Genomic DNA, 25399 nt, shown 5'->3' with positions numbered 1-25399 from the left:
GCTCAGCCGTGCAGCGCCGCCACGAGCTTCTCCAGCGCGATCGCGTTCAGCGGCCCCAGGTAGAGCGAGTCGGACAGGGACGTGAACTCGCGCTCCTGCGCGGCCTTCCAGTGCGGGAACTTCGCGAACAGCTCGTCCGCCAGCGCGGCCGGGTCGTCCTCCGGGCTGAACAGGCCGATCACCAGCAGGTCGACCTCCGCCGCCGCCAGCGCCTCGGCATTGATCTCCGACAGCTCCGCGCTCCCCCTGCCCGCGAAGGCGTTCACGCCACCGGCCCGCGCCACGACGTCGTCGTAGACGCCGCCCGCGAGGATGGCGGGCAGGCCGTTGCTGTTCATCATGGACATGCCGGGGTAGGCGATCAGGATCTTCTTGGTCTCCCCCGCGACCTTCGCCTCGGCCGCCGCCATCCGCGCGCGCTGGGCGTTGACGTAGTCGGCGGCGCGCTGCTGCACGTCGAAGATCCGGCCCAGCTCCAGCAGCAGCTCGAACGAGGACTCGGTGGACTGGCCGAGGTACCGGTCGCGATCGGCCTGCGGCGCGGCCGGGTCGCCGTACGAGCAGTTGACCGGCGTGACGAAGCTGCGGATGCCCGCCGCGTCGAGCCGGTCCCGGCCCACCGCCCCGATCTTCTCGTCGAACCCGCCCGCCCAGGTGGACACCACCAGGTCCGGCTCCAGCGCGAGGACCTGCTCGGCGGGCACCTCGCGGTTCCGGCCGAGCTCCACGCCGCCGGTCGGGATCGCCTTGACCGCCGCGACCATGCCGGGGTCGTCGGAGACGCCGTAGGACTGGCTGTTCGCGACGATCCGGTCCTGCAGGCCGAGCACGACGAAGCTCTCCACCTCGCTGACCGACGCGCCGTTGAGCAGCACGACCTTCTCCGGCGCGCGGTCGAAGGTGATCTCCCGCCCGCAGTTCCGGATCGTCAGCGGGTAGGTCGTGGCGGCGGCGGTGACCGGGGTCGGCGCGGCGGTGGGGGCGGTCCCGGCGGGGGCGGGCGAGCCGCACCCGGCCGCGAGCAGGGCGGCGGTCAGCACGGCGGCGGTGGCGCGGCGACCGGTGGTGGAGGGGGTCATGCCACGGTGGTCGGCCGGGCGCGGGCGCTGGTTCCCGTTGTGCCGCACCGCACAGGGGGCCTGGCGGCGCACCGGTGCGCGGGCCCACCGACCCCGAGCGGGTCGACGGGCCCGGAACCGCGGGGGCTAGAACGAGTAGGACTTGAGCAGGTCCCCGGACACCGTGCCGTCCGCCTTCCTGGTCCAGAAGGTCAGCTGGAAGTACCTGCCGGACGGCGTGTGGTCGAACACGGCCGTGCCGTCCGCGCCGACCGGCACGGCCAGCACCGCACCGGTGGCGTGGTCGCGCCACAGCACCTCGGTCGAGCCCGGCAGCGCGGGCGTCACGACGAACCTGACCGGTTCGCCCACGCGCGCGGTCGGCGTGCCGCCCTCGGGGAACTGCGGGCTGGTCGCGGTGGGCGGCAGCTTCTTCACCCAGAACGAGTGCGACCGCGAGTCGGTGACGAACCCGCTCGCGGTGACGCCCACGACGGTCAGGGTGGAGTAGTCGGGCTTGGCGGGCGCCCACCGGATCGTCGCCGTCCCGTCCGGCCCCGCCGGGACGGTCTGCTCCGGCCCATCGTTGAAGCTGTACCGGTAGGACGCCACCGGGAGCTGCGGCGAGGAGAGGGTGAAGTCCCCTTCCACCCCCGGACCGCCGTTGTCGTACCCGCCGGGGTAGGTGGCGCTGGTGACGGTCGGCGCGGGCGCCTCGGACAGCAGCCGCCCGTCGCCCACCCCGGAGCGGATGCCCGAGGAGTTGACGCTCACCGCGCGAATCCTGGTGGTGCCCTTCACGGTCGGCGTGTGCTCGACGGTCGCCGTGCCGTCGGGTGCGGCGGGCACGACCTGCTCGGGTCCGTCGCCGATCCGGTAGGCGTAGGAGACCACGTTGTTCCGGTAGTTCGGCTCGAAGGTGATGACCCGCTTCTCACCCACCACGCCCCTCCACGGCGCCGGGGAGATGAAGGGCGGCACCTGGAACACGGGGAAGGACGTCCTGAGCACGCCCGAGCGCTCGCCCTGCGCGTTCGTGGTCCACACCTCCAGGGTGTGCCACCAGTTGTCCGGCGTGGGCACGGGGAACGCCAGGGTGATGACGCCCTTGCGGTCGGGGCCGACCGGCAGGGTCTTCTCCGCGCCGCCGTCGATCCGGTAGCCGAACGCCACCGCGTCGTCCAGCTCGGCGGTCAGCTCGACGTCGGTGGGCGCCCCGATCTCGAAGTGCGGGCTCGTCGCGGAGGGCTGGGTGGTGCGCACCCAGTACCGGTAGAGGGTGCTGGGCGAGCGCCTGCCCACTCGGTCGATCCCGACCACCTGGAGGTCGTTCAGCGCTGACTCAGCGGGCGTGACCACCACCGTGGCCCGGCCGCCGGGTCGATCGGCCTCGACCCGACCGCCCTGGATGCCGGTTCCGCTGTACTCGAAGGTGACGATCTGCTCGTCGCCGAGCGCGTCGAACGTGAAGTCGCCGGGCCTGTTCTGGGCGCCGTCCCCCGGAGGTCCGGCGTTCTCGCCGAACACCGTGGAGCTGACCTTCGGGGCCTGACCGGGGCCCACCAGGTCCGCGGTGAACTCGCACGGCTCGGACCAGGCGGACTTGGCGAGCCCGTCGTCGCTGCGCGCGGCGAACGCGTAGGTCCCGCCGTCCTGGACCATGCCCTCGGGGAACGAACCCCACAACCTGCCCGAGTAGTCGTCCAGGGTGACCTCGACGCGCCGCTCCGGCTCGGCCACCGGCCAGAACGCGAGCTGACCGGTCCGACCGGCCACACCGCCCCCGTCGAGGTCGTGCGTGGTGGCCGAGACGACCGGGCGGCCGGTCGTGATGTACGGGACGGCTCCGCACCCGTAGTGCTCCACGAACAGGTTCGTCGGGGTGTCCGGCGGGTGGTTGTAGGCGCCTCGCAGGGGCGAGCCCGCCAGCCCGTGCACGCGGGACCTGGCCGGGTCGGCCTGGTGCTCCTCGGCCACGCGGACCACCACCGTCAGGGAGGTGCGGCCCTCGGCGACGGCCCGCGCGACGGCGTCGTGCGGGCCGTCAGGGAGGTGCGGCCCTCGGCGACGGCCCGCGCGACGGCGTCGTGCGCGTTCCAGGAGGGGTAGCCGGGGCACTCCCCCACCGGGGTCTCGGGTTCGAGCCTGGTCAGCTCGGGAGGCTGGTTCGCCCAGGTGATCGGGCCGGTCGGCTCGACCACCCACACCTCGGTGGCGCGCGGCGCGGAGCAGTCGGCGACCGAGCGCTCGATGAGCTGGACGCTCGCGCCGAGGACGTCGGCGCGCTGGTACGAGGCCAGGTCGTAGGTGAGGTAGGACTTGCCGGTGTGGCTGGTCCCGGCCTCGTCCACCCAGGTCCCGGTCCTGGCGTCGGCGGACGCGTCGGAGGTGTCGGGGGTGGCCGAGTCGACGGTCACCCTGGTCGTCGGGTGCCGGTAGGAGGTGGACGGGACCGCCGAGGCGGTTCCCGGCGCGGCGACCAGGCCGCCGAGCAGGGCGGTGACGAGCAGCCCGGCGCGCAGCGCGCGCCGGGGTCTTCCGGACGGTTCCATGCGTGTCCCCCTGGGTTCGTGGCGGTGCCGGGCACACCGTGGACGGCGGTGGGCGCGCGGGGTGGCGGTTCGGCGGGGACGGCAGCGGTGAACCGCAGGGCGGTGGGGTTCCAGGCTGCGGCAAGGCGAACCGGCGCGGTTCCCCGGTGCGGCGATCGGCCCCGGCGGTCGACGCCCCGCTCAGCCGCCCAGGAGCGCGCCGAGCAGCGCCTCCGGCGTCTCGACCTGCGGCAGGTGGCCGGACTCGGGCAGGACGGTGAAGCGGGCGCCGGGGATCGCCGCGGCGTAGGCCTTCCCGTACTCGACGTCGACGATGCCGTCGCTCGCGCCCCACACGACGTGGACGGGGGTCGTGGTGGCGGCGAGCCTGGTCAGCAGGGTCGGGTCGGACATCGTGGGGCCCGCGTAGGCGAGCAGGGCGCGCACGTCCGGGCTCGGGCCGGGGGCGCCGGCGGTCTGCGGGTCAGCGGCCTGCGGACCGGTGGCCTGAGGGCGGGGCGCCTTGGCCGGGTCGTGGAAGGACAGGGCGCGCAGCTCGTCCGGGGTCAGGCCGCGCACGTCGGTGAGCGGGTGGCCGTCGACCTCGATCCCGATGCCGTCGACGATCACCGCCCCGGTGACGCGGTGGCTGCCCAGGAGGGCGATCTCGGCGGCCAGCCAGCCTCCGAAGGAGTTGCCCACGACGGTGACCCCGGTCAGGTCCAGGCGGTCGAGCAGGTCGGTGTACGCGGCGGCCAGGTCGCGGGTGGTGGCCAGGGCCGCCGGGCGTTCGGCGCCGTCGAAGCCGGGGTGGGTGGGGGTCAGGACCCTGGCGCGCGCCCGTTCGGCGAGCAGGGCGGCGAAGGGGCGCACGGTGGCGGCGCCCGCGCCGCCGTGCAGGAGCAGGAACGTGCGGGTGCGGTCGTGCTGCTCGACGGTGATGCCTGCGATGCGGGTGGTGGTCACGGGGGTCCTCCTCGGGCGGTTTAGTTAAGGAACCTTAGGTCAGGTTCCTTAACTAAACAACCTTGCAGGCCCGGCCGGGGTTGCCTACGCTCCCCCGGTGCCTTCCAAGCAGCGAGTGGGACTCGCGATCAAGCGGTTGCAGTGGCGGCACCACCGGGAGGCCAACCGGCGGCTCTCGGCGGGCGCGGGCCTGTCGCTGGTGCAGTGGGACGTGCTCCGGCACCTGCGCGAGGACCCGGACGCCTCGCTGCGCGCCCTCGCCGCGCTGACGTTCCAGACCGACCAGTCGATGGGCGAGCTGGCCAAGCGCATGGTCGAGCGCGGCCTGCTGCGGCGGGTCGACGGTGGCGGGCGGGCGGTGCGGCACGCGCTGACCGACGAGGGGATCGCCGCGCACGAGGCCGGGTCCGGGATCGTCGACGAGGTGCTGGAGGAGACCGTGGGCGTGCTGACCGACCGCGAGCGGACGGAGCTGCTCGTGCTGCTGGAGAAGGCGTTGGGCGGTGGGGAGCAGGCGCCGGGCGGGATTGCCTAGGCATCGCCGCGCACCGGATCTGGGCAACTCCGACCGATGCGCGGGAGCCGCCCCGGCGACCACCATCAGGGCTCGTCACAGCGCGACCGCACCCGGTCGCGTCCGAGCATTGGAGCCCCGCGCATGTCCTCCGCAGCCCTGTCCCCGACCGCCCGCCGCCGCTGGTGGTGGGCCTCCTGGGGCCTGGTGACCGTGCTCGCGATCGCCATCACGGCCATCTCGGTCCCGCCCTACCTGACCGGCGGCGCGAACTTCCCCCTCGACCGGACCATCGTCGGCTACTACACGAGCCTGGTCCTGCACTCGGTGCCCGCCGGGCTGACGCTGCTGATCGGGCCGCTGCAGTTCGTGCCGAGGCTGCGGGCCCGCTTCCCGCGCGCGCACCGGATCTCCGGGCGGGTCTACCTGCTCTCGGTCGTCGCGGCCTCGGCGACGTCGGCCTACGCGACGGTCGTGACGCCCAGCGGGTTCCCGCTGCAGGTGGTGTTCACCATGCTGATCGCGGCGTGGCTGTACACGGCGTTCGAGGCGTACCGGACGATCAGGCGCGGCGACGTGCGGATGCACCGGGTGTGGACGGTCCGCAACTACACGCTGACGTTCGCCGCCGTGACGCTGCGGGTCTACCAGCTGACCGGCATGGCGCTGCTGCCGTGGGTGGACTACCGGGACATGTACACCACGAGCGCGTGGGCCGGGCTGCTCGGGAACGTGCTGATCGCCGAGTACTTCATCGTGCACCGGATGCTCGCGCCGAAGTCCCGCAGGAGCGCGCCGACGCCCCGGCGGGCCGCCGCGATCGGCTGACTCACGGCAGCCGGTCCAGCCCGACCAGGTCGGGGTGGCCCTTGAGCTGCCTGCGCGAGGTGAGGCCGAGCTTGCGGAAGATGTTGCGCAGGTGGGCGTCCACGGTGCGCTTGCTGACGAACAGCTGCACCGCGACCTCCCGCGAGGTGGCCCCGCCGACCACCAGCCCGGCCACCGCGACCTCCTGCGCGGTGAGCTTCTCGCGGTCCGCGCGGGGCCGCCGGTCGACCCGCTCCCCCGCCGCGCGCAGCTCCGCCTCGGCCCGGCGCGCGAAGCCCTCGGCGCCCGACGCGGACAGCAGCTCGTGCGCGGAACCCAGCTGCGCCACGGCTTCCCGGCGACGGCCCGCGCGGCGCAGCCACTCCCCGTACCACAGGTGGGCGCGGGCCCGGTACGGCGCGAGCGGGCTGCGCGCGAGGAGGTCGACGGCGTCGCGGTGATGCTCCTCGCCGCCGGTGACCAGCCCGCGCGCGCCCGCGGCGACGCCGAGGCCGGAGGGGGTGGGGCTGGCCTCGGCGCGCTCGGTCAGCGCGTCGAGGGCCTCGGCGGCGAGCGCGTCCTCGCCGCAGCGGACGGCGGCCTCGACCAGTTCCGGCAGGACCGCGCCGACCAGGAACAGCCTACTGGGCGCGGTGGCCTCGCGGGCGGCGGTGAGCGCGGCGGGGTGGTCGCCGAGGCCGTTGGCGAGCAGGGCGGTGGCCCAGTGCAGGTTGGTGACGCGCCCGCCGCCGGGCCCCTGGTCCGCGGCCTCGGCGAGCGCGAGGGCGTCCGCGCGCCTGCCGCGCAGGGCGGCCAGGTGCAGGCGGGGGTGGACGAGCGGCGGTTCGCCGAGCGCGTCGGCGACGGCTTCCTCCTCGGCGGTGGCGGCGAGCGCGGCGGCGACGTCGCCCGCGAGGGTGGCGCAGGTGGCGCGCTGGGCGAGGCCGAGGCGGAGGGCGACCGGGGAGCCGAGGTCGCGGCCGGTGACGACCAGGTGCTCGGCGATGGCGGTGAGGGCGTCCAGGTCCCACAGCTCGGCGGCGATCATGGTGGAGACGGCGGGCCAACGCGTCCACAGTGGACTGGTTCCGGCGTGCAGCGCGGCTTCGAGCGCGGGCGCGGCGACGCGGTAACCGCTGCGGGACAGGGTGATCAGGGCGTCCAGGACGTCCGGTTCGGCGGAGGGCGGCGCGGTGCGGGCGGCGCGGCTCACGACGTCGTCGATGACGCCGCCGCCGCGCCCGACCAGCAGGCTGGTCTCGATCGCCTCGACCAGGCACTCACGTGCACCCAAAGGGTCCACAGTGGACAGCCGTTCGGCGGCGCTGATCATCAGGTCCGGTCCGGCGCCGTCGCCGGGGCGGGTGAAGGCGACGCGGCCCCGGAGCAGGTCGACCGAGGCGCGGCGGGGTTCGTCCAGCGGGGCGGGGTCGACGGTGCCCAGGAGGGTGGAGGCGGCCTCGCCGTCGCCCGCGTCGAGGTGGGCGCGCACGGCGGCCAGCGTGCGGGCCAGGCGGGGCGCGGGGTCCGGGGAGAGGGCGGCGGAGCGCTCCAGGAACGCCGCCGACGCCGCGACCCCGCCACGCGCCTGGGCGCGGGAGGCGCAGCGCTCCAGCTCGGCGGCGACCTCGGCGTCCGGGCTGGTGGTGGCCTGGGCGCGGTGCCAGGCGCGGCGGTCGGGGGCGAGTAGCGGGTCGGTGACCTCGGCGAGCGCGGCGTGCGCCCGGCGGCGCTCGTCGGGGGACGCGGCGCGGTAGGCGGCGGAGCGGGCGAGCGGGTGGCAGAAGCGGATGCGGGCGCCGAACTCGGCGAGCTCGGCGGACGCGGCGTCGGCGCCTGCCTGGCGGACGTCGACGCCGAGCAGGCGGGCGGCGGGCCAGAGCAGGTCGGGGTCGCCGGTGGGGTCGGCGCTCGCGGTGGTGAGCAGGAGGCGGGCGGGGGCGGGGAGGGCGTCCAGGCGGGCGCGGAAGCCGAGTTCGACGCGGGTGGTCGCGGAGTCCGGTCCGGGAGGGGCGAACCCGCCCGCGCGGGGCAGTTCGAGCAGGGCGAGGGGGTTGCCGCGCGCTTCGGCGACCAGGCGCTCGCGGACGCGCTCGTCGAGCGGGGAGGCGGCGAGGAGGGCGCGGGCGCTGTCGTCGGGCAGGCCTTCGACGGGGAGGGCGGGGAGGCGGTCCAGAGCGGCGGCAGGGGGGCGGGTGGCGAAGAGGATCGCGACGGGGTCGGCGGCGGTGCGGCGGGCGAGGAAGGCGAGGGCGGCGGTGGAGGCGGGGTCGAGCCAGTGGGCGTCGTCGACCAGGCAGAGGAGGGGGCGGGCGCGGGCGGTGGAGGTGAGCAGTTCGAGGGTCGCGAGGCCGACGCGGAACGGGTCGGGGGTGCCCTCGGCGAGGCCGAAGGCGACGCGGAGGGCCTCGCGGTGGTGCGGGGAGATCCGGTCGAGGTGGGGCAGGAGGGGGACGCAGAGCTGGGCGAGCCCGGCGTAGGGGAAGTCCCGCTCGAACTCGGCGCCGGTGGCTTGGACGACCGTGAAACCGGTGGCTGCGGCGAGGACGCGGTCGAGGAGGGCGGATTTCCCGGCGCCGGGCTCGCCGGTCAGGACGAGGGACCCACCCCGACCCTCGCGGGCGGCGTCGAGCACCGCCGTGAGGGCGGCAAGCTCGCGGGCCCTGCCGACCAGCGGGGTGGGCTCGGGGGGCGGGGTGGGCATGGGGGAACGGTAGTTGATCAGGCGGGAGGGGCGGGCAGGGCTGGGGGACCCCCGCGTACGCGGGGAAGACTGCCCCCAGACCGCAAACTCCTCGCGGGTGCCCGGACCACCCCCGCATACGCGGGGAAGACCACGAAGTGGCGCGGCTCATGGCCGTGGACCAGGGACCACCCCCGCGTACGCGGGGAAGACCGCTTCCGGTTGTCGCCCGGCTGGTAGTGCAGCGGGCCACCCCTGCGTACGCGGGGAAGACACTTGTTGACCAGTGACTTTACAGGCTCAAAGGGTCGTTGCGATTCGGTCCAACGCAGTCCCGGATCTACCCCGCGCAGGTCCCGCCCTCAACCTCACCGCCGTCGAACAGCCGCACCGCGATCTCCGCGCACGGCAAGGACTTGAACGACGCGTGCCGCTCGTCGTCCACCGTCAGCAGCTCCCCGCCGATCACCTCCCGCATCCGCACCGCCCACGGGTGCGGCGTGACCTGCTCCTCCGCGTGCCCGACCAGCAGCAGCGGGCTGGTTCCCGCGCCGTACGGCAGCGCGCGCTGCGGAACGTCCCACCCGACGCACCTCACCTCGTACATCCCCAACCCGCCGGCCAACGGGTAGCGCTCGGCCCGCTCCTCCCGGCTCCGCCACCACCCCTCGAACTCGCGCGGGCTGTCGGAGGTGTTGCACAGCAGCGCGGTCTGGGCGAAGCGGTCCATCCCGCTCGCCTCGCGGTCCCACCCCAGGCCACCCGCGCGTGCCCACGGCCCGGTCTCGGGAACACCGCCCTCGGCCAGCACGACCAGCTGCTCCGCGGCCTGCGCCCGGTTCGCGCGTGGGCCGGTCGCCAAGGTGGCCACGGTCATGCCGTCGATCCGGCTGCCGTCCAGCGCGGTCCGGGGGTGGGCGTCCAGCTCGTCGCGCAGGTCCAGCACGCGCTCTCGGACCTCACTCCCGCTGTCCCCCAACGGATAGCGCCCGACAACCCAGTCGGCGAAGCGGTGGAACGCCGCCTCCGCCGCACCGGTCTGGCCGTCGTCCAGCTCGCCGACGCCCTGGTCCGGCGACATGACCGAGTCCAGCACCATCGCGGAAACCCGGTCGTCGAACAGGGTTCGGTACGTGGCCCCGAGCGCGGTTCCCCAGGACTCGCCGTAGAAACCGATCTGCTCGACGCCCAGCGCCTCCCTGATCAGGTCCACGTCACGCGCCACGTTCTGCTGAATGAGCGAGCGGGTCAGCTCGGGATCACCGGCCGCGCACTCCCGGTTGCGGGCGGCGTCGGCTTCCGCCAGCACCCTCGCCTTGTCCTTCGCGGACGACGAGGGATCGGGTTCCACGTCCGGCGGCTCGCACTCGATCCCCGCGCTGTAACCGATTCCGCGCGGGTCGAAGCCGATCAGGTCGTGGCGGGCGCCGATCCCGGCCGCCCGGCTCTCCCGGACGTGCCGGGGCATCGTCACGCCCTGCTGCCCCGGTCCGCCGGGGTTCAGCACGACCACGCCTTCGGCGTGTTCGGCGGCGCGAAAGCGGCTGACGGCCAGGTCGATCGTCCGACCGCCGGGGTTCCCGTGGTCGAGTGGAACGGTGACCGTGGCGCACTCGGTGGCCCGGTCCTCGGCGTCCCACCCGGCCGCGATGTCCGCGCAGGGCTTCCAGTCCAAGTCCTCGCCAGCGGAAGCGGAAGGCGCGAGAACCGGGAGCAGGGCCAGCGCCGTGGTCACGGCGAGGATCGGAGCGGGTGACCTCCTGGGTGAAGTGATGATCTCTTCCCTCCCTCGGCGCGGACCCCGGTGGTCCGCGGTGCACGTCGAGCGTGCCGCGCGTCCACCGGGGGCCGGATCAACCGCGAGGTGGGTTCGCGGCCCCGGAAGCTCCCCCGCGCGGTGGAGGGACCGGGGCCGCTTCGGTGCTAGCCCAGGGTGAACAGCGCCGAGGGGTCGAACGCGGCGACCTCGTCGCCCCGGCCCGCGCGGATCTTCTGCGGCCACAGCGGGTCCGCCAGCAGCGTGCGGCCGACCGCGACCAGGTCGAACTCGTCGCGCTCCAACCGCCGCAGCAGCGGTTCGATCCCGGTGCGGGACACCGTGTTCTCGCCGAACTCCCCCGGCCTGGACAGGCTGCTGACCATGTCCAGGTCGAGCCCCACCGAGCCGACCGTGACGACCGGGCGGCCGGTGAGCCGCTTGATCCACCCGGCGAGGTTGAGGTCCGAGCCGGGGAACTCGGGTTCCCAGTAGCGCCTGGTCGAGGCGTGGAAGACGTCCACCCCCGCGGCCACCAGCGGGGCGAGTAGGCGACCCAGGGCCGCAGGGTCGTCGGCGAGCTTCGCGTCGTAGGCGTTGCCCTTCCACTGGGAGAGGCGCAGGAACACCGGGAGGTCCGGGGACACGGCGGCCCGGACGGCGGCGATCACCTCGGTGGCGAAGCGGGTCCTGGCGACCGCGTCGCCGCCGTACCCGTCGGTGCGGCGGTTGGTGACCGACCACAGGAACTGGTCGATCAGGTACCCGTGGGCGGCGTGCAGCTCGACGCCGTCGAAGCCCGCCCGCTCGGCGGCCTCGGCGGCGCGGGCGTACGAGGCGGTGATCGCGTCGATGCCGCGCTGGTCCAGCACGGTGTGCGGCTCGGTCAGCGGCTGCCCGTCGGGACCGACGCCGGACGGGGTGACCGACCGGAAGTCCGCGACGGGCCAGCGGCTCGCGTCGGGGGCCGCTCCGACGTGCCACAGCTGGGCGACGATCGGGACGCCCTCGGCGTGCACGGCCTCGGTGACCCGCCGCCACCCGGCGAGCGCGGCCTCGCCGTGCATCCGGGGGGTGCGGCTGCTGGGGCCGGAGGCCGGGTCGTCCAGGTAGACGCCCTCGGTGATGATCAGCCCGACGCCGCCCGCCGCGTGCCGCGCGTAGTAGCGGGCCACGTCCTCGCCCGGCACGCCGTCCGGCGAGTGCTCGCGGGTCATCGGCGCCATCACGACGCGGTTGGGCAGCTCCAGCGAGCCGAGGCGGTAGGGGCGGAACAGCGCTTCCGCGTCCCGCGTCGAGGTGTCGGTCATGTCGTGGCACTCCTCGTGACCAGCACCGGAAGGTCGGCGCGCCGGGTGCGCACCCTTATCCGGAGCAACTGCTCCGCAAAGCTAGCACAAAACGGAGCAAGTGCTCCGGAATGGGTTGGTAGGGTCGTCCCGTGACCGCCGAGCCGACCGGGACCACCCGCCGCAAGCCCCGCGCGGACGCCGCGCGCAACCAGGAGGCGATCCTCGACGCGGCGGCCCGCGTGCTGGCCGAGCAGGGCACGGCCGTCGACGTGCGCGAGATCGCCCGGCTCAGCGGGGTCGGCATGGGCACGCTGTACCGGCACTTCCCCACCAAGGAGGACCTGGTCCGCACGATCCTGCGGCGCGAGTTCCTGGCGTGGGCGGCGACGGCGCGCGAGGCGGCGGAGCGCGCCGAGGACCCGTGGACGGCGCTGGTGGAGTTCTTCCGGCAGGCGTTGACCGGCTACGGCAGGCACCGGGCGATCTCGGAGTGCTTCGCGCTGACGTGGAGCGAGGAGCCGGACGTGGAGGGGCTGGGCGAGCTGCGCGGGGTGATCGAGGGGCTGACCGGGCGCGCCCAGGGGGCCGGGGCGCTGCGCGGGGACGTGACGGCGGACGACGTGCTGCTGCTGCTGGTGTCGCTGGGGCACGCGGCCCGGTTGACGCAGGGGGGCGGGCCGGAGGCGGTCGACCGGTTGCTGCGGGTGTCGTTGGACGGGCTGCGGCCGGGGGGTTCGGAACCGCTGCCCGCGCGGGGGTGACGCGGGCGCGGGGGCGCCGACTTCCCCTGTGTGGCGGACGAGGCGCACGCGAACTCGGTCACCGGCGACGTGGGGATGGCCGCGCAGGTGGGGAACGTGCACGGCGGCCTGCACCTGCACGGACCCGGACCGGGGCGGTGGATGACGCCTGCCGCGATCGGGGTGGTGGCGGTGTCGGTGGTGGTGGCCGCCGTGATCGTGGCGACCGGTCGGGACGGCGGGACCGCCGCACCGGGGGAACCACGGCCGTTCCTGGTCGAGGTGGAGCGGGAGGACCCGGTGGGCACGCCGAAGGTCTCCGACCTGGTGTTCCCGGCGGGCGCGGTGACCGGGTTGCCCGCTCCCCCGGCCCGGTGCGCGGCGTGGCACCCCTTCGCCCGCGAGCACGGGGCCGACCGGCACGCGGGCGTCTCGGCCGCCTCGGTCACCCTCATCGCGGGCGACCGGCCGCTGCGCGTGCACGGGCTGACCCCGGTGATCGAGCGGCTCGACTCCGCCCCGGCGGGTGAGGCGATCCGGTGCGAGGGCGGGACCGGGGGCGCGATCACCACGTCCTGGCTGGACCTGGACCTGGACAGCGGGACCTACGAGTACCGGTACCCGGTCGAGGGGGCCAAGCGGACCGACTTCCCGGAGGGGGCCGGACTTCCCGGAATCCCGTTCGCGCTGGTGATCCCGCCGGACGGCGCGGAGCGGGTGGAGGTGAGCGCGCGGTCGGCGGACTGCTTCTGCCGGTGGTCGCTGGAGCTGGACCTGGAGGTGGACGGCAGGCACTACCCGACGGTGGTCGACGCGGGCGGGAAGCCGTTCGAGACGTTGCCGGGCAGGGGTTTCACGACCGAGTACCGCTACGACGAGGCCACCGGGACGTGGGCGCGGCGGTGAGTCACGGGGCCGGGGCGACGGCGAGGACGTCGTTGGCCACACCGCGCTCCCCGGTGCCGCGCCGGGAGAACACCAGATCGCGCCCAGAGGTCACGGTCACCCGGTCGCCGTTGGCGAAGTCCCGCTGCGCCACCACGTTCTCCTCGCTCACGCGCCCCCACCGCTCCCCGCGCGACTCCCACACCTCACCGGTGACGCCGGGTTCCTCGGGGCACCGCCACACGCGAATGGCCGCCCTGGGCACGTCCCCGGCCCACCACAGGTCGTGCACGGTCCTGGGCTGCGGGGAGTCGACCAGGTCGATCCCGTCCAGCGCGAACGGCACGGGGTTTCCGCTGTCGGGCAGCAGGATCACGCTGTCGTAGGACTCGCACGCGCTGAACGAGCGGTGCGCGTGCACGAGCAGCCCGCCCGGCCCCGGCAGCACCGCCTCGATGGTCGAGGTGTCGGGCAGGAGTTCGGTGACGGCGCCGTCCCGGTCAAGGGCGTAGAGCCGGTCCGCGTCGACGCTCGCGGACGCGATCAGCTCCTGGGTCAGGTAGACCCGCTCCCCCAGGCTGCCCACCAGCGTCGGGTGGAAAGCGCCTTCCGGCGGCGCGGGAACGGCGCGCGGGTCGAGCGCGGGCGTCCCGGCTGCGGGGTCGACCCGGCGCAGGCCGTCGGCGTCGATCCAGGCCACGTCCGACTCGCCGAGCGGCGCCGCGTGCGGGCAGGCGCAGGGAATCCTTCGCACGGACCCGGTCCCCGCCTCCAGGGCGACGACGACCGCGTCCACGACGGTGAAGGCGAAGCGCCCGTCGGCGGTCCAGGCCGGGTCGTCCACGGGCCGGGTCGACGGGTCGCCCTCCTGGTCGCCGCCACCGTCGCCCTCCGGGGAGTCCGCGTCGGCGAGCGGCGCGGACGCGAGCACGTCCTCGCCCTCGGCCACCGACAGCTCCGCCGAGGTCGTGAACGCGTACCGCGACGGGGTGTCCACCGGTGGCCGCGCGGGTGGGGCGGTCGGCGCGCCGCGCGTCCAGAGCAGCGCCCCGCCGATCAGGAGCGCCCCGAGCAGGAGGGAACCGGCCAGCGGCAGACCGCGCTTGTCCACACCCCGGTTGTAGGCGCGCGCCCCGATCCGTTACGCCACCGGTCAGGTCCGAGAACACCTGGGTGTACGGTCGTACACATCATGAGAGCGCTCTCACGCCCTGGGCGCCCTCCCCGAGGAGCACCGGAGCCGCAGTGGAGAGCATCACCAAGAACCGGCAGTCCGAGGACACCCTGCTCGCCATGGTCGAGCGCGCCTACGGCCCCGACCGGGTGCCCGAGGCGGGCACCGACTGGGTGAGCGAGCTGGGACACGGGTGGTTCAACGTCGCCTACCGGATCAGGCTGCGCGACGGGGCCGAGGTGGTGCTCAAGATCGCCCCGCCCCCCGGCGTCGAGGTGATGACCTACGAGCGCGGGGCCATGCGGATCGAGCTGGCCGCGCTGGAGCTGGTCCGCGAGCGCACGACCGTGCCCGTGCCCGAGGTCCACCACGCCGACCTCGGCCACGACCTGTGCGACGCGGACTACTTCTTCATGCCCTTCGTCGACGCCGCCAACCTCGGCATCGCGAAGGCCGACCTGCCCGCCGCCGAGGTGGCCGCGTGCATGACCGCGCTCGGCCGGGCCAACCGGGAGCTGAACGAGATCCGCAGCGACTGGTTCGGGCCGCTGGCGGGTCCCGGCCACCCGACCTGGCGGGCCGCGTTCACCGCGCTGGCGGAGGACCTGCTGCGCGACGGCGAGCGGCGCGGGGTCGACCTCGGGTGGGGGTACGACGAGGTCAGGGCGGTGTTCGCCGAGCACGCCGACGCGCTGGACGAGGTGGTCGAGCCGCGCTACGTCGAGTGGGACCTGTGGGACAGCAACACGATGGTCCGCGACGGGGAGATCGTCTGCGTCATCGACCACGAGCGCGCCTTCTACGGCGACCCGCTGATCGAGGCCGGGTTCGCCGCGACGGTGCTGCCCGCGTTCGGCGACCCCTCGGCGTTCCTGCGCGGGTACGGCCGGGGCCCGCTGACCGGTGGCGAGGTCACCCGACGGCGGCTGTACTGCCTGCACCTGGTGCTGGTGATGGTGATCGAGACGGTCTACCGGGGGCACGCCGACACCACGCAGTACGACTGGGCCCGTGAACGCCTCACCGAGGTGATGGGCCAGTTCGGCCGCACCCGCTGATGCGCGCCCCCGAGTCCGCCGAGGCCCTCGGCTCCGCGCCGGTCGGGCCGCTGCTGTGGCGCACCTGCGCGCAGACCACGCTGTCGGTCGGCGTGTACGGGATCTACGCGCTGACCAACGCCTGGTTCGTGGCGCGCGGCGTCGGGCCCGAGGCGATGGCGGCGGTGAACCTGGTCGCGCCGGTGCTGCTGGTGCTGGGCGCGGTGTCCACGACGGTGGGCGCGGGTGGCGCGTCGCTGGTGTCCAGGGCGCTGGGCGCGCGGGACGCGGCGGCGGCCGGGCGGGCGGCGGGGAACGCGTTCAGCGTCTTCTGGGGCGCGGCGGTCGTGATCACGGCGGTCGGCCTGCTCGGAATCGAGCCGCTGCTCACGGCGCTGGGCGCGCGGGACGGGGCGCGGGAGGTGGCGCGCGAGTACGCGGTGGTGGTCCTGGCCGGTTCGGTGCTGTCGACCGGGTTCTCCAGCCTGGTGCGGGCGGAGGGCCGGATGCGGTTCTCCACGCTGCTGTGGCTGGTCCCGGTGCTGGTGCAGATCACCCTGGACCCGCTGCTGATCTTCGGGTTCGACCTGGGGGTGCGCGGCGCGGCGCTGGGCACGGTCGGCGGGCAGGCGGTGTCGGCGGCGCTGAGCCTGTGGTTCTTCTTCGGCCAGCGCGAGCGCCCGTACCGGGTGCGCGCGGCCGACCTGGTCCCGCACGGGCCGACGGTGCGGGCGCTGCTGGGGATCGGCGCGCCGTCGTTCCTGGCCGGGTTCGGGGCGACGCTGCTGGCGGTGCTGGTGAACACGGCGCTGGCGGGCATCGGGGCGGCGGCGCTGGCGGCGTACGCGGTGGCGGCGCGGGTGCAGACGTTCGTGACGATGCCGCAGGTCGGCATCGCGCAGGGCGTGCAGCCGCTGGTCGGGTACAACGCGGGGCGCGGGCTGCACGAGCGGGTGGCGCGCACCAGGGACCTCGCGCTGCGCGCCACGGTCGGGTACGGGGCGGTGGTGGCGGCGCTGGTGGCGGTGTTCGCCGGGCCGCTGGTGGCGGTGTTCCTGGACGACCCGGCCGTCGCGGGCCGGGCGGAGGGGGCGCTGCGGGTGCTGGCGGTCGGCTTCGTGGCCGCCGGGGTGACGCCGCTGGTCGCCGCGCACGCCCAGTCGCTCGGCCTGCCCCGGCCCGCGTGGGCGCTGGCGGTGGGCACGTTGACGCTGGTCAAGGTGCCGCTGGTGGTGGTGCTGGGCCGGGCCGGGGCGGACGGGGTGTGGGTGGCGCTGGCGGCCGGTGAGGTGGTGTCGGCGGGGTGCGCGCTGGTGGTGCTGCGGCGGTTGGGGCGCGCCGGTCACAGCCGGGCGAGGAAGTCCCGGTAGTCGGGGACGGCGGTCGGGGCGAGCAGGGCGCGCGGCCAGAGCACGCCGACGGCCAGCCCGACCGCCTCGGACTCCTCCACGACCGGGCGGGCCATCGAGTGCGCGGCGTCGTGGTGGGACGTGGTCAGGTCGGCGCCGAACGCCTCCCGGTAGGCGCGCTCGGTCTCGGCCACGTCGACGTTGCGGTCGTGGTCGGCGAGCAGCAGGCGCACCGGCACGTGCCGCCCGGCCGCCGCGCGCAGGTCGGCGGTCGCGTCGGCCCGGAAGTTCCGCGACACGAAACCCCAGCGCGCGGGCGGCATCGGGTCCGTCGCGACGGCCCGGTACTCGTCGTACGACGCGCCCCGCTCCAGCAGCGCGCGCACCCGGTCGCTGTCCGCCACGGCAGCCGCGCGCTCGGCGGGCGAGGCGCCCGCCAGCCCGGACAGCAGGTGGTACCGGCCCTGGCGCAGCCAGTTCACCGCCGGGGACACCGCGACGACCGCGTCCACGTCGGCGCGGGCGGCCACGACCTTCGGCAGCACCCAGCCCGCCTGGCTCGCGCCCCACAGCACCACCCGGCCGGTGGGGACGTCGGCCTGGGCGCGGGCCCAGTCGAGCGCGGCGCCCACCTCGGCCGCCCGGTCCGCCATCGTCTGGGCCAGCCAGTCCCCCGTCGAGCCGCCCACCCCCGGCTTGCTCCACGACAGGGTGGCGTACCCGGCGTCCGCCGCCCCCTCGAACCACGGCGCGTAGAGCCCGCCGTGGGTGGCGTCGACCGCCGCGTCCCCATGCACCACCAGGACGACGCCGACCGCGTCCCCCGGCGGCAGGGCCAGGACTCCGGACAGGTGGCCGTCGCCGAACGGGATGGAGACCGCGCGCTGGGTGAACCGGTAGTCGTTGCCCAGCACCACGACCAGGCCGGTGACCAGCGCGAGCACGAGCGCCGCCACCAGCGCCCGCCGCAGAACTATCGTTGCTCTCACGTTCGTAGCATATGCGATATATTCGACGCGTGGACGAGCGGATCACCCCGAGGACCGTCATCGAGGCGCTGCTGCCGGACGAGGGCGAGGTCGCACTCGCCCTGGTGTACGACGCGGCGAACGCGGTCGGCGTGGCGGACCAACCGCTGCGGTTGGCGCTGCGGCGGATGGCGTCGGCGGGCGAGCTGACCCTGGACGGGCGCGGGCGGGGCGGCAGCACCCGGCTCACCGGGCTGGGCCAGGAGCGGCTGCGGCGGGACCGGGTCGGGCTCGCGCTGGCGTTCGCGCAGGACGCCGGGGACGCGCCGTGGGACGGGCGGTGGTGGCTCGCGGCGATCAGCACGCCCGAGCGGGAGCGGGCGGTGCGGGACGCGCTGCGCCGCGATCTGCTCGCCGCCGGGGCCGCGCCGATCTCCACCGGCCTGTACGCGAGCCCGCACGACCTGACCGACGTGGTCGACGCGGACGCCCGCGCGCACCTGGTCACCGCGTCGGCGACCGCGCTGGACCTGCGCGGGGTCGACGACCCGGCGGAGATCACCGAGGCGCTGTGGCCCGCCGCGCCGGTCGACCGGGCCTACGACGCCGTCGAGGAGGCGCTCGCCGACGACCGGGGGACGCCGCTCGTGCGACGGCTCCGGCTCGCCGCCGCGCTGGAGGCCGCGATGCGCGAGGACCCGCTGGTCCCGCCGGAGCTGCGCACGCGCCCGTGGCGGCCGAGCCGGTTGCGCCTGGCCTGGCTGGAGCGCTGGCACGCGCTCGCGGACGGGGCGGCCGAGGTCTACCGGGGCTGGCTGTGACCGGTCAGCCCGCGTCCTGATCGCTGCCTGCGGGCCGGTCGACGAGGCCGAGCCGCAGGTGCTCGCTGTGGTAGACGGCCTGGTCGAGCAGGTGGGCGACGTGGTCGTCGTGCAGGCTGTAGATGATGCTGCGCCCGTTGCGGGTGCCCACGACCAGGCGCAGGGCGCGCAGCAGCCGCAGCTGGTGGGAGACCGCCGACTGCTCCATGCCGACCGCCTCGGCGAGCGCGGTGACCGGCAGCGGGCCGTGCCGCAGCTCGGCCAGGATCAGCAGCCTGCTCGGGGTGGCCAGCGCCTGGAGGGTGTTCGCCACGTGCGCGGCCGACTCGGCGTCGAGCCGCGCGGCGGGCGTCCCCCGTCCACTCGCGATGTGCCCCATGAGGCGAATGGTAGTTCACCACCTACACATGAAAGCCTGTTCATCTGTACGTATATTCTTCCTTCGGCGAGCGAGCACCCGACCCCGGAGGACCCCCATGACCACCGTCGCGCCAGAACGCCCCGCGACCCGCGCGCCCGCGCGCCGCACCCGGTGGACCGCGCTGCCCGAGGCCAGGTGGGCGGCGCTCTCGCTGGCGCTGTTCCTGACCGCGCTGGCCGTGCAGCTCGCGGACGGCCCGGAACCGGTGCGCTGGGCGCTCTACCTGGCCTGCTGCGCGGCGGGCGGCTGGGAGCCGGGCCTGTCCGGGGTGCGCGCGCTGCGCGAGCGGACCCTGGACGTGGACCTGCTGATGGTGGTCGCGGCGATCGGCGCGGTGTCCATCGGGCAGGTGCTCGACGGCGCGCTGCTGATCGTCATCTTCGCCACCTCCGGCGCGCTCGAAGCCCTCGCTACCGCCCGCACCGAGGACTCGGTGCGCGGCCTGCTCGACCTGGCCCCGGACACCGCGACCCGCGTCGGCGACGGCGTGGAGGAGGTCGTGCGGGTGGCGGACCTGGCGGTCGGGGACGTGGTGCTGGTGCGCCCCGGCGAGCTGGTCCCGGCGGACGGCGCGGTGGTCGAGGGCGCGGGCGAGGTCGACCAGGCGACGATCACCGGCGAGCCGCTGCCGGTGGACAAGGCGGTGGGCGACGAGGTGTTCGCGGGCACGCTCAACGGCACCGGCGCGCTGCGCGTGCGGGTGGGCAGGCGCGCGGAGGACTCGGTGGTGGCGCGGATCGCGGCGGCCGTGGAGGAGGCGAGCCGGACCAAGGCGCGCACGCAGCTGTTCATCGAGAAGGTCGAGCAGCGCTACTCGGTCGGCATGGTGGTCGCCACGCTGGTGATCTTCACGGCGCCGCTGCTGTGGGGCGAGCCGGTGCGCGAGGCGCTGCTGCGGGCGATGACGTTCATGATCGTGGCCTCGCCCTGCGCGATCGTGCTGGCGACGATGCCGCCGCTGCTGGCCGCGATCGCCAACGCCGGGCGGCACGGGGTGCTGGTGAAGTCGGCGGTGGTCGTGGAGCGGCTGGCGAGCGCGGACCGGGTGGCGTTCGACAAGACCGGGACGCTGACCAGGGGCGAGCCGGAGGTGGCCGGGCTGCGCGTGCTGCCGGGTTCGGGGCTGGACGAGGACGGGTTGCTGCGGCTGGCGGCCTCGGCGGAGCACCCGAGCGAGCACCCGCTGGGGCGGGCGGTCGTGCGGGCGGCCCGCGAGCGCGGTCTGGACGTGCCTCGGGCGCGGGAGTTCAGCGCCCGGCCGGGCCGGGGCGTGACGGCGCGGGTGGACGGCAGGCTGGTGGAGATCGGCGCACCGGCGGCGCCGGTCGGCGCGGTCGCCGAGGCGGTGGACGGGTTCCTGGCGCAGGGGCGCACCGCCGTGCTGGTGCTGGTGGACGGTGAACCGGCGGGCGTGCTGGCGATCGCGGACCGGGTGCGCCCCGAGGCCGCGGCGGCGGTGGCCGCGCTGACCGCCGCGACCGGGGCCGCGCCGGTGCTGCTGACCGGGGACAACCGCAGGACCGCCGACCGGCTGGCCGAGCGGGTCGGGATCACCGACGTGCGCGCGGGGCTGCTGCCGGAGGAGAAGGCGGAGGCCGTGCGCGCGCTGCAGGACGACGGGCGCCGGGTCGTGGTGGTCGGCGACGGGGTGAACGACGCGCCCGCGCTGGCCGTGGCGCACGCGGGCGTGGCGATGGGCGCGACGGGCGCGGACCTGGCGCTGCGCACCGCCGACGCGGTCGTGGTCCGGGACGACCTGTCCACGATCCCGGCCGCGATCGCGCTGGCCAGGCGGGCGAAGCGGGTGGTGGTGGCGAACCTGGTGATCGCGGGGTCGTTCGTCGTGGTGCTGGTGGCGTGGGACCTGATCGGCGACCTGCCGCTGCCGCTGGGCGTGGCCGGGCACGAGGGCTCGACCGTGATCGTCGGGTTGAACGGCCTGCGCCTGCTGCGCGAGGCGGCGTGGCGCAAGGCGAAGGCCGAGGGCTGAGGGGGCCAAGGACGACCGGGGACGCCGGGGGGCAGGGGGCCGGGGGCCGGGACGCCGGGGGCCGGGAACGCCGGGACGCCGGGGTCCGGGGACGCCGGGACGCCGGGGGGCCGGGGGCCGGGGGGTCAGACGACCGGGGACGCCGGGGGGCCGGGGACGCCGGGGGCCGGGGGCCGGACGACCGAGGACGCCGGGGGGGTGGCCGGGGGCCGGGGGGCCGGGGGGCCGGGGGACGACCGAGAGCGCCGGGGGTGGCAGGGGACGCCGGGGGTGGCCGAGGGCACCGGGCGGTCTCCGGAACACCCGGCGCGGACCACCCGAATTGACCGTCGTCGTGTGCGTACCTGAGCACCTATAGTGGCGGAGCGGCCCGAACGCCCCCGGAGGTGCAGCACGATGTTCACCGCGCCCGCCAACCGCGCCTACCGCCGCCTGCTCGCGGCCCAGGTGGTCGCCCTCGTCGGCACCGGCCTGACCACCGTCGCGCTCGGCCTGCTCGCCCACGACCTCGCGGGCCCGGACGCGGGCGCGGTGCTCGGCGCGGCCTTCGCGATCAAGATGCTCGCCTACGTCGGCATTGGCCCGCTGGCGGGCGCGCTGGCCGCCCGGTTCCCCCGCAAGGGCCTGCTGGTCGGCCTGGACGCGGTGCGCGTCGCGGTGGTCGCGGCGCTGCCGCTGGTGGACGCGGTCTGGCAGGTCTACGCGCTGATCCTGGTGCTCCAGGCGGCGTCGGCGGCGTTCACGCCCACGTTCCAGGCGACCATCCCGGACCTGCTGCCCGACGAGCGCGAGTACACCCGCGCGCTCAGCCTGTCCCGCCTGGCGTACGACCTGGAGAGCCTGCTCAGCCCGCTGCTCGCGGCGGCGGCGCTGCTGGTGGTCGGCCACGGCGACCTGTTCCTCGGCACGGCGGTCGGGTTCGCCGCCTCGGCGCTGCTGGTCGCGGGCACCCCGCTGCCCGACGCCCGCACCGCCCCCGCCGACCGCTCCCCCGCCACCGTCACCAGGGGCGTCCGGGTGTACCTGCGCACCCCGCGCCTGCGCGGGCTCATCGCGGTGCACCTGGCGGTGGCGGCGGCCGGGTCGGTGGTGCTGGTCAACACGGTCGGGTACGTGCGGGAGCTGCTCGGGCGGGACGAGACGTCGGTGGCGGTGGCGCTGGCCGCGTACGGGCTGGGTTCGGCGGTCGCGGCGCTGGCGCTGCCGCGCGTCCTGGACCGCCACCCGGACCGGCCGGTGGTGCTGCGCGCGGCGGCGGCGCTGGGCGCGCTGCTCGCGCTGGCCGCGCTCGCCACGGCCGCGCTGGACGACCTGCGCTGGCCGGCGCTGCTGGCGCTGTGGGCGGCGATCGGGGCGGCGGGCGCGCTGGTGCTGACACCGGGCGGGCGGCTGCTGCGCCGGTCGGCGGACCGGGCGGACCTGCCCGCCGTGTTCGCCGCCGACTTCTCGCTCTCGCACGCCTGCTGGCTGCTCTGCTACCCGCTGGCGGGCGCGTTGGCCACGGGGGCGGGGATGGTGGCCGCGCTGCTCGTGCTGTCGGCGGTCGCGCTGGTCGCCGCGCTCGTGGCGACCCGGTTGTGGCCGGAGCACGACCCGGAGTGGATCGAGCACGAGCACCGGGGGCTGGACGCCGACCACGACCACCTGCGCGACGCGCTCCCGGTGGGCGGTCGCCGCAGGCACGCGCACGCGTACCGGATCGACGACCTGCACACCCGCTGGCCGGGCTAGCCCCCGGCGCTAGTCGTGGTCGGGCCGTCCGGTCACGTGGTGGTCGGCCGCCTCGACGGCCTCGGCCAGCAGCCGCCGCACGTGCCCGCCGCGCGCCCGGTAGACCGCCCGCCGCCCGTCCCGCCGCACCGACACCAGCCCGGCGAGCTTGAGCTTGGCCAGGTGCTGCGACACGGCGGGCCGCGCGATGCCGACGGCGCCCGCGAGCGTGGTCACGTCGTACTCGTCGCCGCACAGCAGCCACATCATCCGCAGCCGCGTCCCGTCGGCCAGCATCCGGAACCCGTCGACGGCCGCGTCGACGTGCGCGTCCGGCGGCAGCTGTTGCCAGTCCTGCGTTGTTGCCACCTGTTCGCGCGCGCCCATGCCCGCAATGCTCGCACCAGCGCGCCCCCGAACCCGCCGCCACCCCGTTCCGCCCAGCGGGTCCGCCGCCGATTCGTTACCGCCCGATTCGCCCCGACTTGGTCGCACATCGCTGTAGATTTACGACATAGCGGACACGAACCCGCAGGTCAGGACCTTGTGACGACTGGACAAACAAGGCAAGCCTTACCTATGTTCACCCGGCGGCATCGGGAGGAGGACCGGGTGGAGCACGTGTTCGGCAGCGCGTTGATCGGCCTCAGGGAAGGCCTGGAAGCGGCGCTGGTGGTGAGCGTCCTGGTGGCGTACCTCGTCAAGACCGACCGGCGGCGCGAGCTGCGGTGGGTCTGGCTGGGCGTCGGGATCGCGGTGCTGCTCTCGGTCGGCGCGGGCGCGCTGGTCACGTTCACGAGCGCCTCGCTGGACTTCCGGGCGCAGGAGGCGTTCGGCGGGACCATGTCGCTGATCGCGGTGGTGTTCGTGACCGGCATGGTGTTCTGGATGCGCGGCGCGGCCCGCCGGATCGGCGGGGAGCTGCGCGGCAGGCTCGACGAGGCCACCGGGATCGGACCGGTCGCCGTCGTGGCGCTGGCGTTCCTGACGGTCGGGCGCGAAGGCCTGGAGACGGCGGTCTTCTTCTACGCCGCCGCCCAGTCCGCCGGGCAGAACGGCGGCCCGCTCACCGGGTTCCTGATCGGGCTCGCGATCGCGGTCGCGCTGGCCTGGGCCATCTACCGGGGCGCGCTGAGCATCGACCTGTCCCGGTTCTTCACGATCACCGGCGTGCTGCTGGTGTTCGTGGCCGCGGGCGTCCTCGCCTACGGCCTGCACGACCTCCAGGAAGCCGCGCTGATCCCCGGACTGGACGTGCTCGCGTTCGACCTGTCCGGGCCGGTCCCCGAGGACTCCTGGTACGGCGCGCTGCTCAAGGGCGTCTTCAACTACTCGGCGCGCACGACCGTCGTCCAAGCCATCGCCTGGTCGGTGTACGTGGTGGTCACGCTGCCGCTGTTCCTGCGTCCCGCGCGCACGCGGGTCGCCCCGACACAGGGAGAAGTGAAGTGAAGCGAGTCGGAGCCCTCGTCCTGGGCGCGCTGGCGCTGTCGGCGTGCTCGTCCGCGACACCGGAGGCCGCCTCGCCGGGCGGGCCGATCGCGGTCAAGGCGAGCGACAGCGCGTGCGGCGTGGCGCGGACCGAGGCCGACGCGGGCACCATCACGTTCGAGGTGACCAACGAGGGCGCGCGGGTCACCGAGTTCTACCTGTACGCCGAGGGCGACCGGATCATGGGCGAGGTCGAGAACATCGCGCCGGGTCTGACCCGCAGGCTGCTGGTGGAGGTGCCGGACGGCGGCGCCTACCAGACCTCGTGCAGGCCGGGCATGGCCGGTGACGGCATCCGGGCCGCGTTCACGGTCAAGGGCGCGGCGACGCGGCAGGCGGACGCGGACACCCGGCTCGGCGAGGCGACCTCCGGGTACCAGCGGTACGTGAACTCGCAGGCGGACTCGCTGCTGGCCAAGACGACCGAGTTCGCCACCGCCGTGAAGGACGGGAAGGCGGAGGAGGCCAAGGCGCTGTACCCGGTGGCGCGCACCTACTGGGAGCGGATCGAGCCGGTCGCGGAGAGCTTCGGCGACCTGGACCCGAGGATCGACGGCCGGGAGGCGGACCTGGAGGAGGGGCAGGAGTTCACCGGGTTCCACCGGCTGGAGAAGGACCTGTGGACCGGTGGCCTGCAGGGCGACAGCGCGGCGATCGCGGACCGGCTGCTCGCGGACGTGACCGAGATCGTCGGGAAGGCCAAGACCGTCGAGCTGACCCCGCTGCAGCTGGCCAACGGGGCCAAGGAGCTGCTGGACGAGGTGGCCACCGGGAAGATCACCGGCGAGGAGGACGTCTTCTCGCACACGGACCTGTGGGACTTCGCGGCGAACGTGGAGGGCTCGCGGGCAGCCGTCGCGGCGCTGCGGCCGGTGGTGCGGGAGCGGGACGCGGAGCTGGCGTCCACCGTGGACACCAGGTTCGCGGCGGTGGAGGCGTTGCTGGAGGCGCAGCGGGACGGCGACGGGTACAAGCTGTACACGGACCTGTCGCAGGAGCAGGTCAAGGCGTTCGCGGCGGCCGTCGACGCGCTGGGCGAGCCGGTCAGCAAGGTCGCCGAGGTGGTGGCGCAGAAGTGAGCGGGACGGGATCGGGCGGCTCGGGGCCCGAGGCGGTGGCGTCGGAGGGCGCCGCCGCGCCCGGCGGGACGGCCGAGGGCGGGGCGAGTGCGGGCGGCGCGGCTGCGGACGGCACTGTTGCGGGCGG

General features: G+C 75.3%; 22 protein-coding genes. 11 read left to right on the top strand and 11 right to left on the bottom strand.

All coding sequences use genetic code 11. From position 1 onward, the window contains the following. Nucleotides 1-2 precede the first annotated feature (2 nt). The 4 genes from LV78_RS13045 to LV78_RS13030 form a co-directional block, all read right to left on the bottom strand. Nucleotides 3-1079, bottom strand: a complete 1077-nt coding sequence (locus LV78_RS13045; protein ID WP_253845436.1) for an ABC transporter substrate-binding protein — start codon at nucleotides 1077-1079, stop codon at nucleotides 3-5. A gap of 126 nt (nucleotides 1080-1205) precedes the next feature. Continuing rightward, nucleotides 1206-3035, bottom strand: a complete 1830-nt coding sequence (locus tag LV78_RS13040; RefSeq protein ID WP_253845434.1) for a hypothetical protein — start codon at nucleotides 3033-3035, stop codon at nucleotides 1206-1208. Nucleotides 3036-3049: 14 nt separating this feature from the next. Continuing rightward, nucleotides 3050-3610, bottom strand: coding sequence for a hypothetical protein (locus LV78_RS13035; protein WP_253845433.1), 561 nt, complete (start codon nucleotides 3608-3610; stop codon nucleotides 3050-3052). A 180-nt stretch (nucleotides 3611-3790) separates the two neighbouring features. Further along, nucleotides 3791-4555, bottom strand: a complete 765-nt coding sequence (locus LV78_RS13030; protein ID WP_253845431.1) for an alpha/beta fold hydrolase — start codon at nucleotides 4553-4555, stop codon at nucleotides 3791-3793. A gap of 97 nt (nucleotides 4556-4652) precedes the next feature. On the opposite strand from LV78_RS13030, the gene LV78_RS13025 reads away from it, so the two are divergent. Continuing rightward, the gene (locus LV78_RS13025; RefSeq protein WP_253845429.1) at nucleotides 4653-5090 is read left to right on the top strand and encodes a MarR family winged helix-turn-helix transcriptional regulator; all 438 of its coding nucleotides are present in this window, start codon (nucleotides 4653-4655) and stop codon (nucleotides 5088-5090) included. A gap of 123 nt (nucleotides 5091-5213) precedes the next feature. Continuing rightward, entirely contained in the window at nucleotides 5214-5897 is a 684-nt protein-coding gene (locus LV78_RS13020) for a DUF2306 domain-containing protein (protein WP_253845427.1), read from the top strand. Between the two features lies 1 nt (nucleotide 5898). On the opposite strand, the gene LV78_RS13015 is transcribed toward LV78_RS13020, so the two are convergent. The 3 genes from LV78_RS13015 to LV78_RS13005 form a co-directional block, all read right to left on the bottom strand. Further along, nucleotides 5899-8580 (bottom strand): AAA family ATPase, encoded by a 2682-nt coding sequence (locus LV78_RS13015; RefSeq protein ID WP_253845425.1) that lies wholly within the window; start codon nucleotides 8578-8580, stop codon nucleotides 5899-5901. 319 nt (nucleotides 8581-8899) lie between these two features. Next, nucleotides 8900-10294: an alpha/beta fold hydrolase gene (locus LV78_RS13010; RefSeq protein ID WP_253845423.1), complete on the bottom strand. Its 1395-nt coding sequence runs from the start codon at nucleotides 10292-10294 to the stop codon at nucleotides 8900-8902. Between the two features lie 188 nt (nucleotides 10295-10482). Continuing rightward, nucleotides 10483-11625: an NADH:flavin oxidoreductase gene (locus tag LV78_RS13005; protein ID WP_253845422.1), complete on the bottom strand. Its 1143-nt coding sequence runs from the start codon at nucleotides 11623-11625 to the stop codon at nucleotides 10483-10485. 131 nt (nucleotides 11626-11756) lie between these two features. On the opposite strand from LV78_RS13005, the gene LV78_RS13000 reads away from it, so the two are divergent. Then, complete coding sequence (locus LV78_RS13000) at nucleotides 11757-12368, top strand: TetR/AcrR family transcriptional regulator (RefSeq protein WP_253845420.1); 612 nt, start codon at nucleotides 11757-11759, stop codon at nucleotides 12366-12368. Nucleotides 12369-12398: 30 nt separating this feature from the next. Continuing rightward, on the top strand, nucleotides 12399-13253 hold the full coding sequence (locus LV78_RS12995; RefSeq protein ID WP_253845418.1) for a hypothetical protein: 855 nt from the start codon (nucleotides 12399-12401) through the stop codon (nucleotides 13251-13253). A 1-nt stretch (nucleotide 13254) separates the two neighbouring features. On the opposite strand, the gene LV78_RS12990 is transcribed toward LV78_RS12995, so the two are convergent. Continuing rightward, entirely contained in the window at nucleotides 13255-14343 is a 1089-nt protein-coding gene (locus tag LV78_RS12990) for a hypothetical protein (RefSeq protein ID WP_253845417.1), read from the bottom strand. Between the two features lie 134 nt (nucleotides 14344-14477). Between LV78_RS12990 and LV78_RS12985 the strand changes: the two genes are divergently transcribed. Then, entirely contained in the window at nucleotides 14478-15464 is a 987-nt protein-coding gene (locus LV78_RS12985) for a phosphotransferase family protein (protein WP_253845414.1), read from the top strand. After that, nucleotides 15464-16813 carry an MATE family efflux transporter gene (locus LV78_RS12980; RefSeq protein WP_253845413.1) on the top strand — a complete coding sequence of 450 codons (1350 nt, stop codon included), beginning with the start codon at nucleotides 15464-15466 and terminating at the stop codon, nucleotides 16811-16813. Before LV78_RS12985 ends, LV78_RS12980 begins: the two co-directional genes overlap by 1 nt. On the opposite strand, the gene LV78_RS12975 is transcribed toward LV78_RS12980, so the two are convergent. Further along, nucleotides 16786-17781: an alpha/beta hydrolase family protein gene (locus tag LV78_RS12975; RefSeq protein WP_253845411.1), complete on the bottom strand. Its 996-nt coding sequence runs from the start codon at nucleotides 17779-17781 to the stop codon at nucleotides 16786-16788. The genes LV78_RS12980 and LV78_RS12975 overlap by 28 nt on opposite strands. Before the next feature lie 29 nt (nucleotides 17782-17810). On the opposite strand from LV78_RS12975, the gene LV78_RS12970 reads away from it, so the two are divergent. Further along, nucleotides 17811-18581, top strand: a complete 771-nt coding sequence (locus LV78_RS12970) for a PaaX family transcriptional regulator (RefSeq protein WP_253845409.1) — start codon at nucleotides 17811-17813, stop codon at nucleotides 18579-18581. A 4-nt stretch (nucleotides 18582-18585) separates the two neighbouring features. On the opposite strand, the gene LV78_RS12965 is transcribed toward LV78_RS12970, so the two are convergent. Beyond that, a complete protein-coding gene (locus LV78_RS12965; protein WP_253845407.1) occupies nucleotides 18586-18960 on the bottom strand; it encodes an ArsR/SmtB family transcription factor in 375 nt (124 codons plus the stop codon). 97 nt (nucleotides 18961-19057) lie between these two features. On the opposite strand from LV78_RS12965, the gene LV78_RS12960 reads away from it, so the two are divergent. Beyond that, a complete protein-coding gene (locus LV78_RS12960; RefSeq protein ID WP_253845405.1) occupies nucleotides 19058-20992 on the top strand; it encodes a heavy metal translocating P-type ATPase in 1935 nt (644 codons plus the stop codon). A 396-nt stretch (nucleotides 20993-21388) separates the two neighbouring features. Beyond that, nucleotides 21389-22723, top strand: coding sequence for an MFS transporter (locus tag LV78_RS12955; RefSeq protein WP_253845403.1), 1335 nt, complete (start codon nucleotides 21389-21391; stop codon nucleotides 22721-22723). Between the two features lie 9 nt (nucleotides 22724-22732). Here the strand turns inward: LV78_RS12955 and LV78_RS12950 are convergent, their stop codons facing one another. Next, nucleotides 22733-23089: an ArsR/SmtB family transcription factor gene (locus LV78_RS12950; protein WP_253845400.1), complete on the bottom strand. Its 357-nt coding sequence runs from the start codon at nucleotides 23087-23089 to the stop codon at nucleotides 22733-22735. Nucleotides 23090-23281: 192 nt separating this feature from the next. On the opposite strand from LV78_RS12950, the gene efeU reads away from it, so the two are divergent. Together efeU and efeO are read left to right on the top strand one after the other, a co-directional pair. Next, nucleotides 23282-24154 carry an iron uptake transporter permease EfeU gene (gene efeU / locus LV78_RS12945; protein WP_253845399.1) on the top strand — a complete coding sequence of 291 codons (873 nt, stop codon included), beginning with the start codon at nucleotides 23282-23284 and terminating at the stop codon, nucleotides 24152-24154. Next, the gene (gene efeO / locus LV78_RS12940; RefSeq protein ID WP_253845396.1) at nucleotides 24151-25272 is read left to right on the top strand and encodes an iron uptake system protein EfeO; all 1122 of its coding nucleotides are present in this window, start codon (nucleotides 24151-24153) and stop codon (nucleotides 25270-25272) included. The genes efeU and efeO overlap by 4 nt, the downstream gene beginning before the upstream one ends. Nucleotides 25273-25399: the final 127 nt, after the last annotated feature.

Source organism: Actinosynnema pretiosum (assembly GCF_024171695.1).
GTDB classification, from domain to species: domain Bacteria; phylum Actinomycetota; class Actinomycetes; order Mycobacteriales; family Pseudonocardiaceae; genus Actinosynnema; species Actinosynnema pretiosum.
Note: the sequence above shows the minus strand (reverse complement) of the source record. Positions and strands in the feature narration are given on the sequence as shown.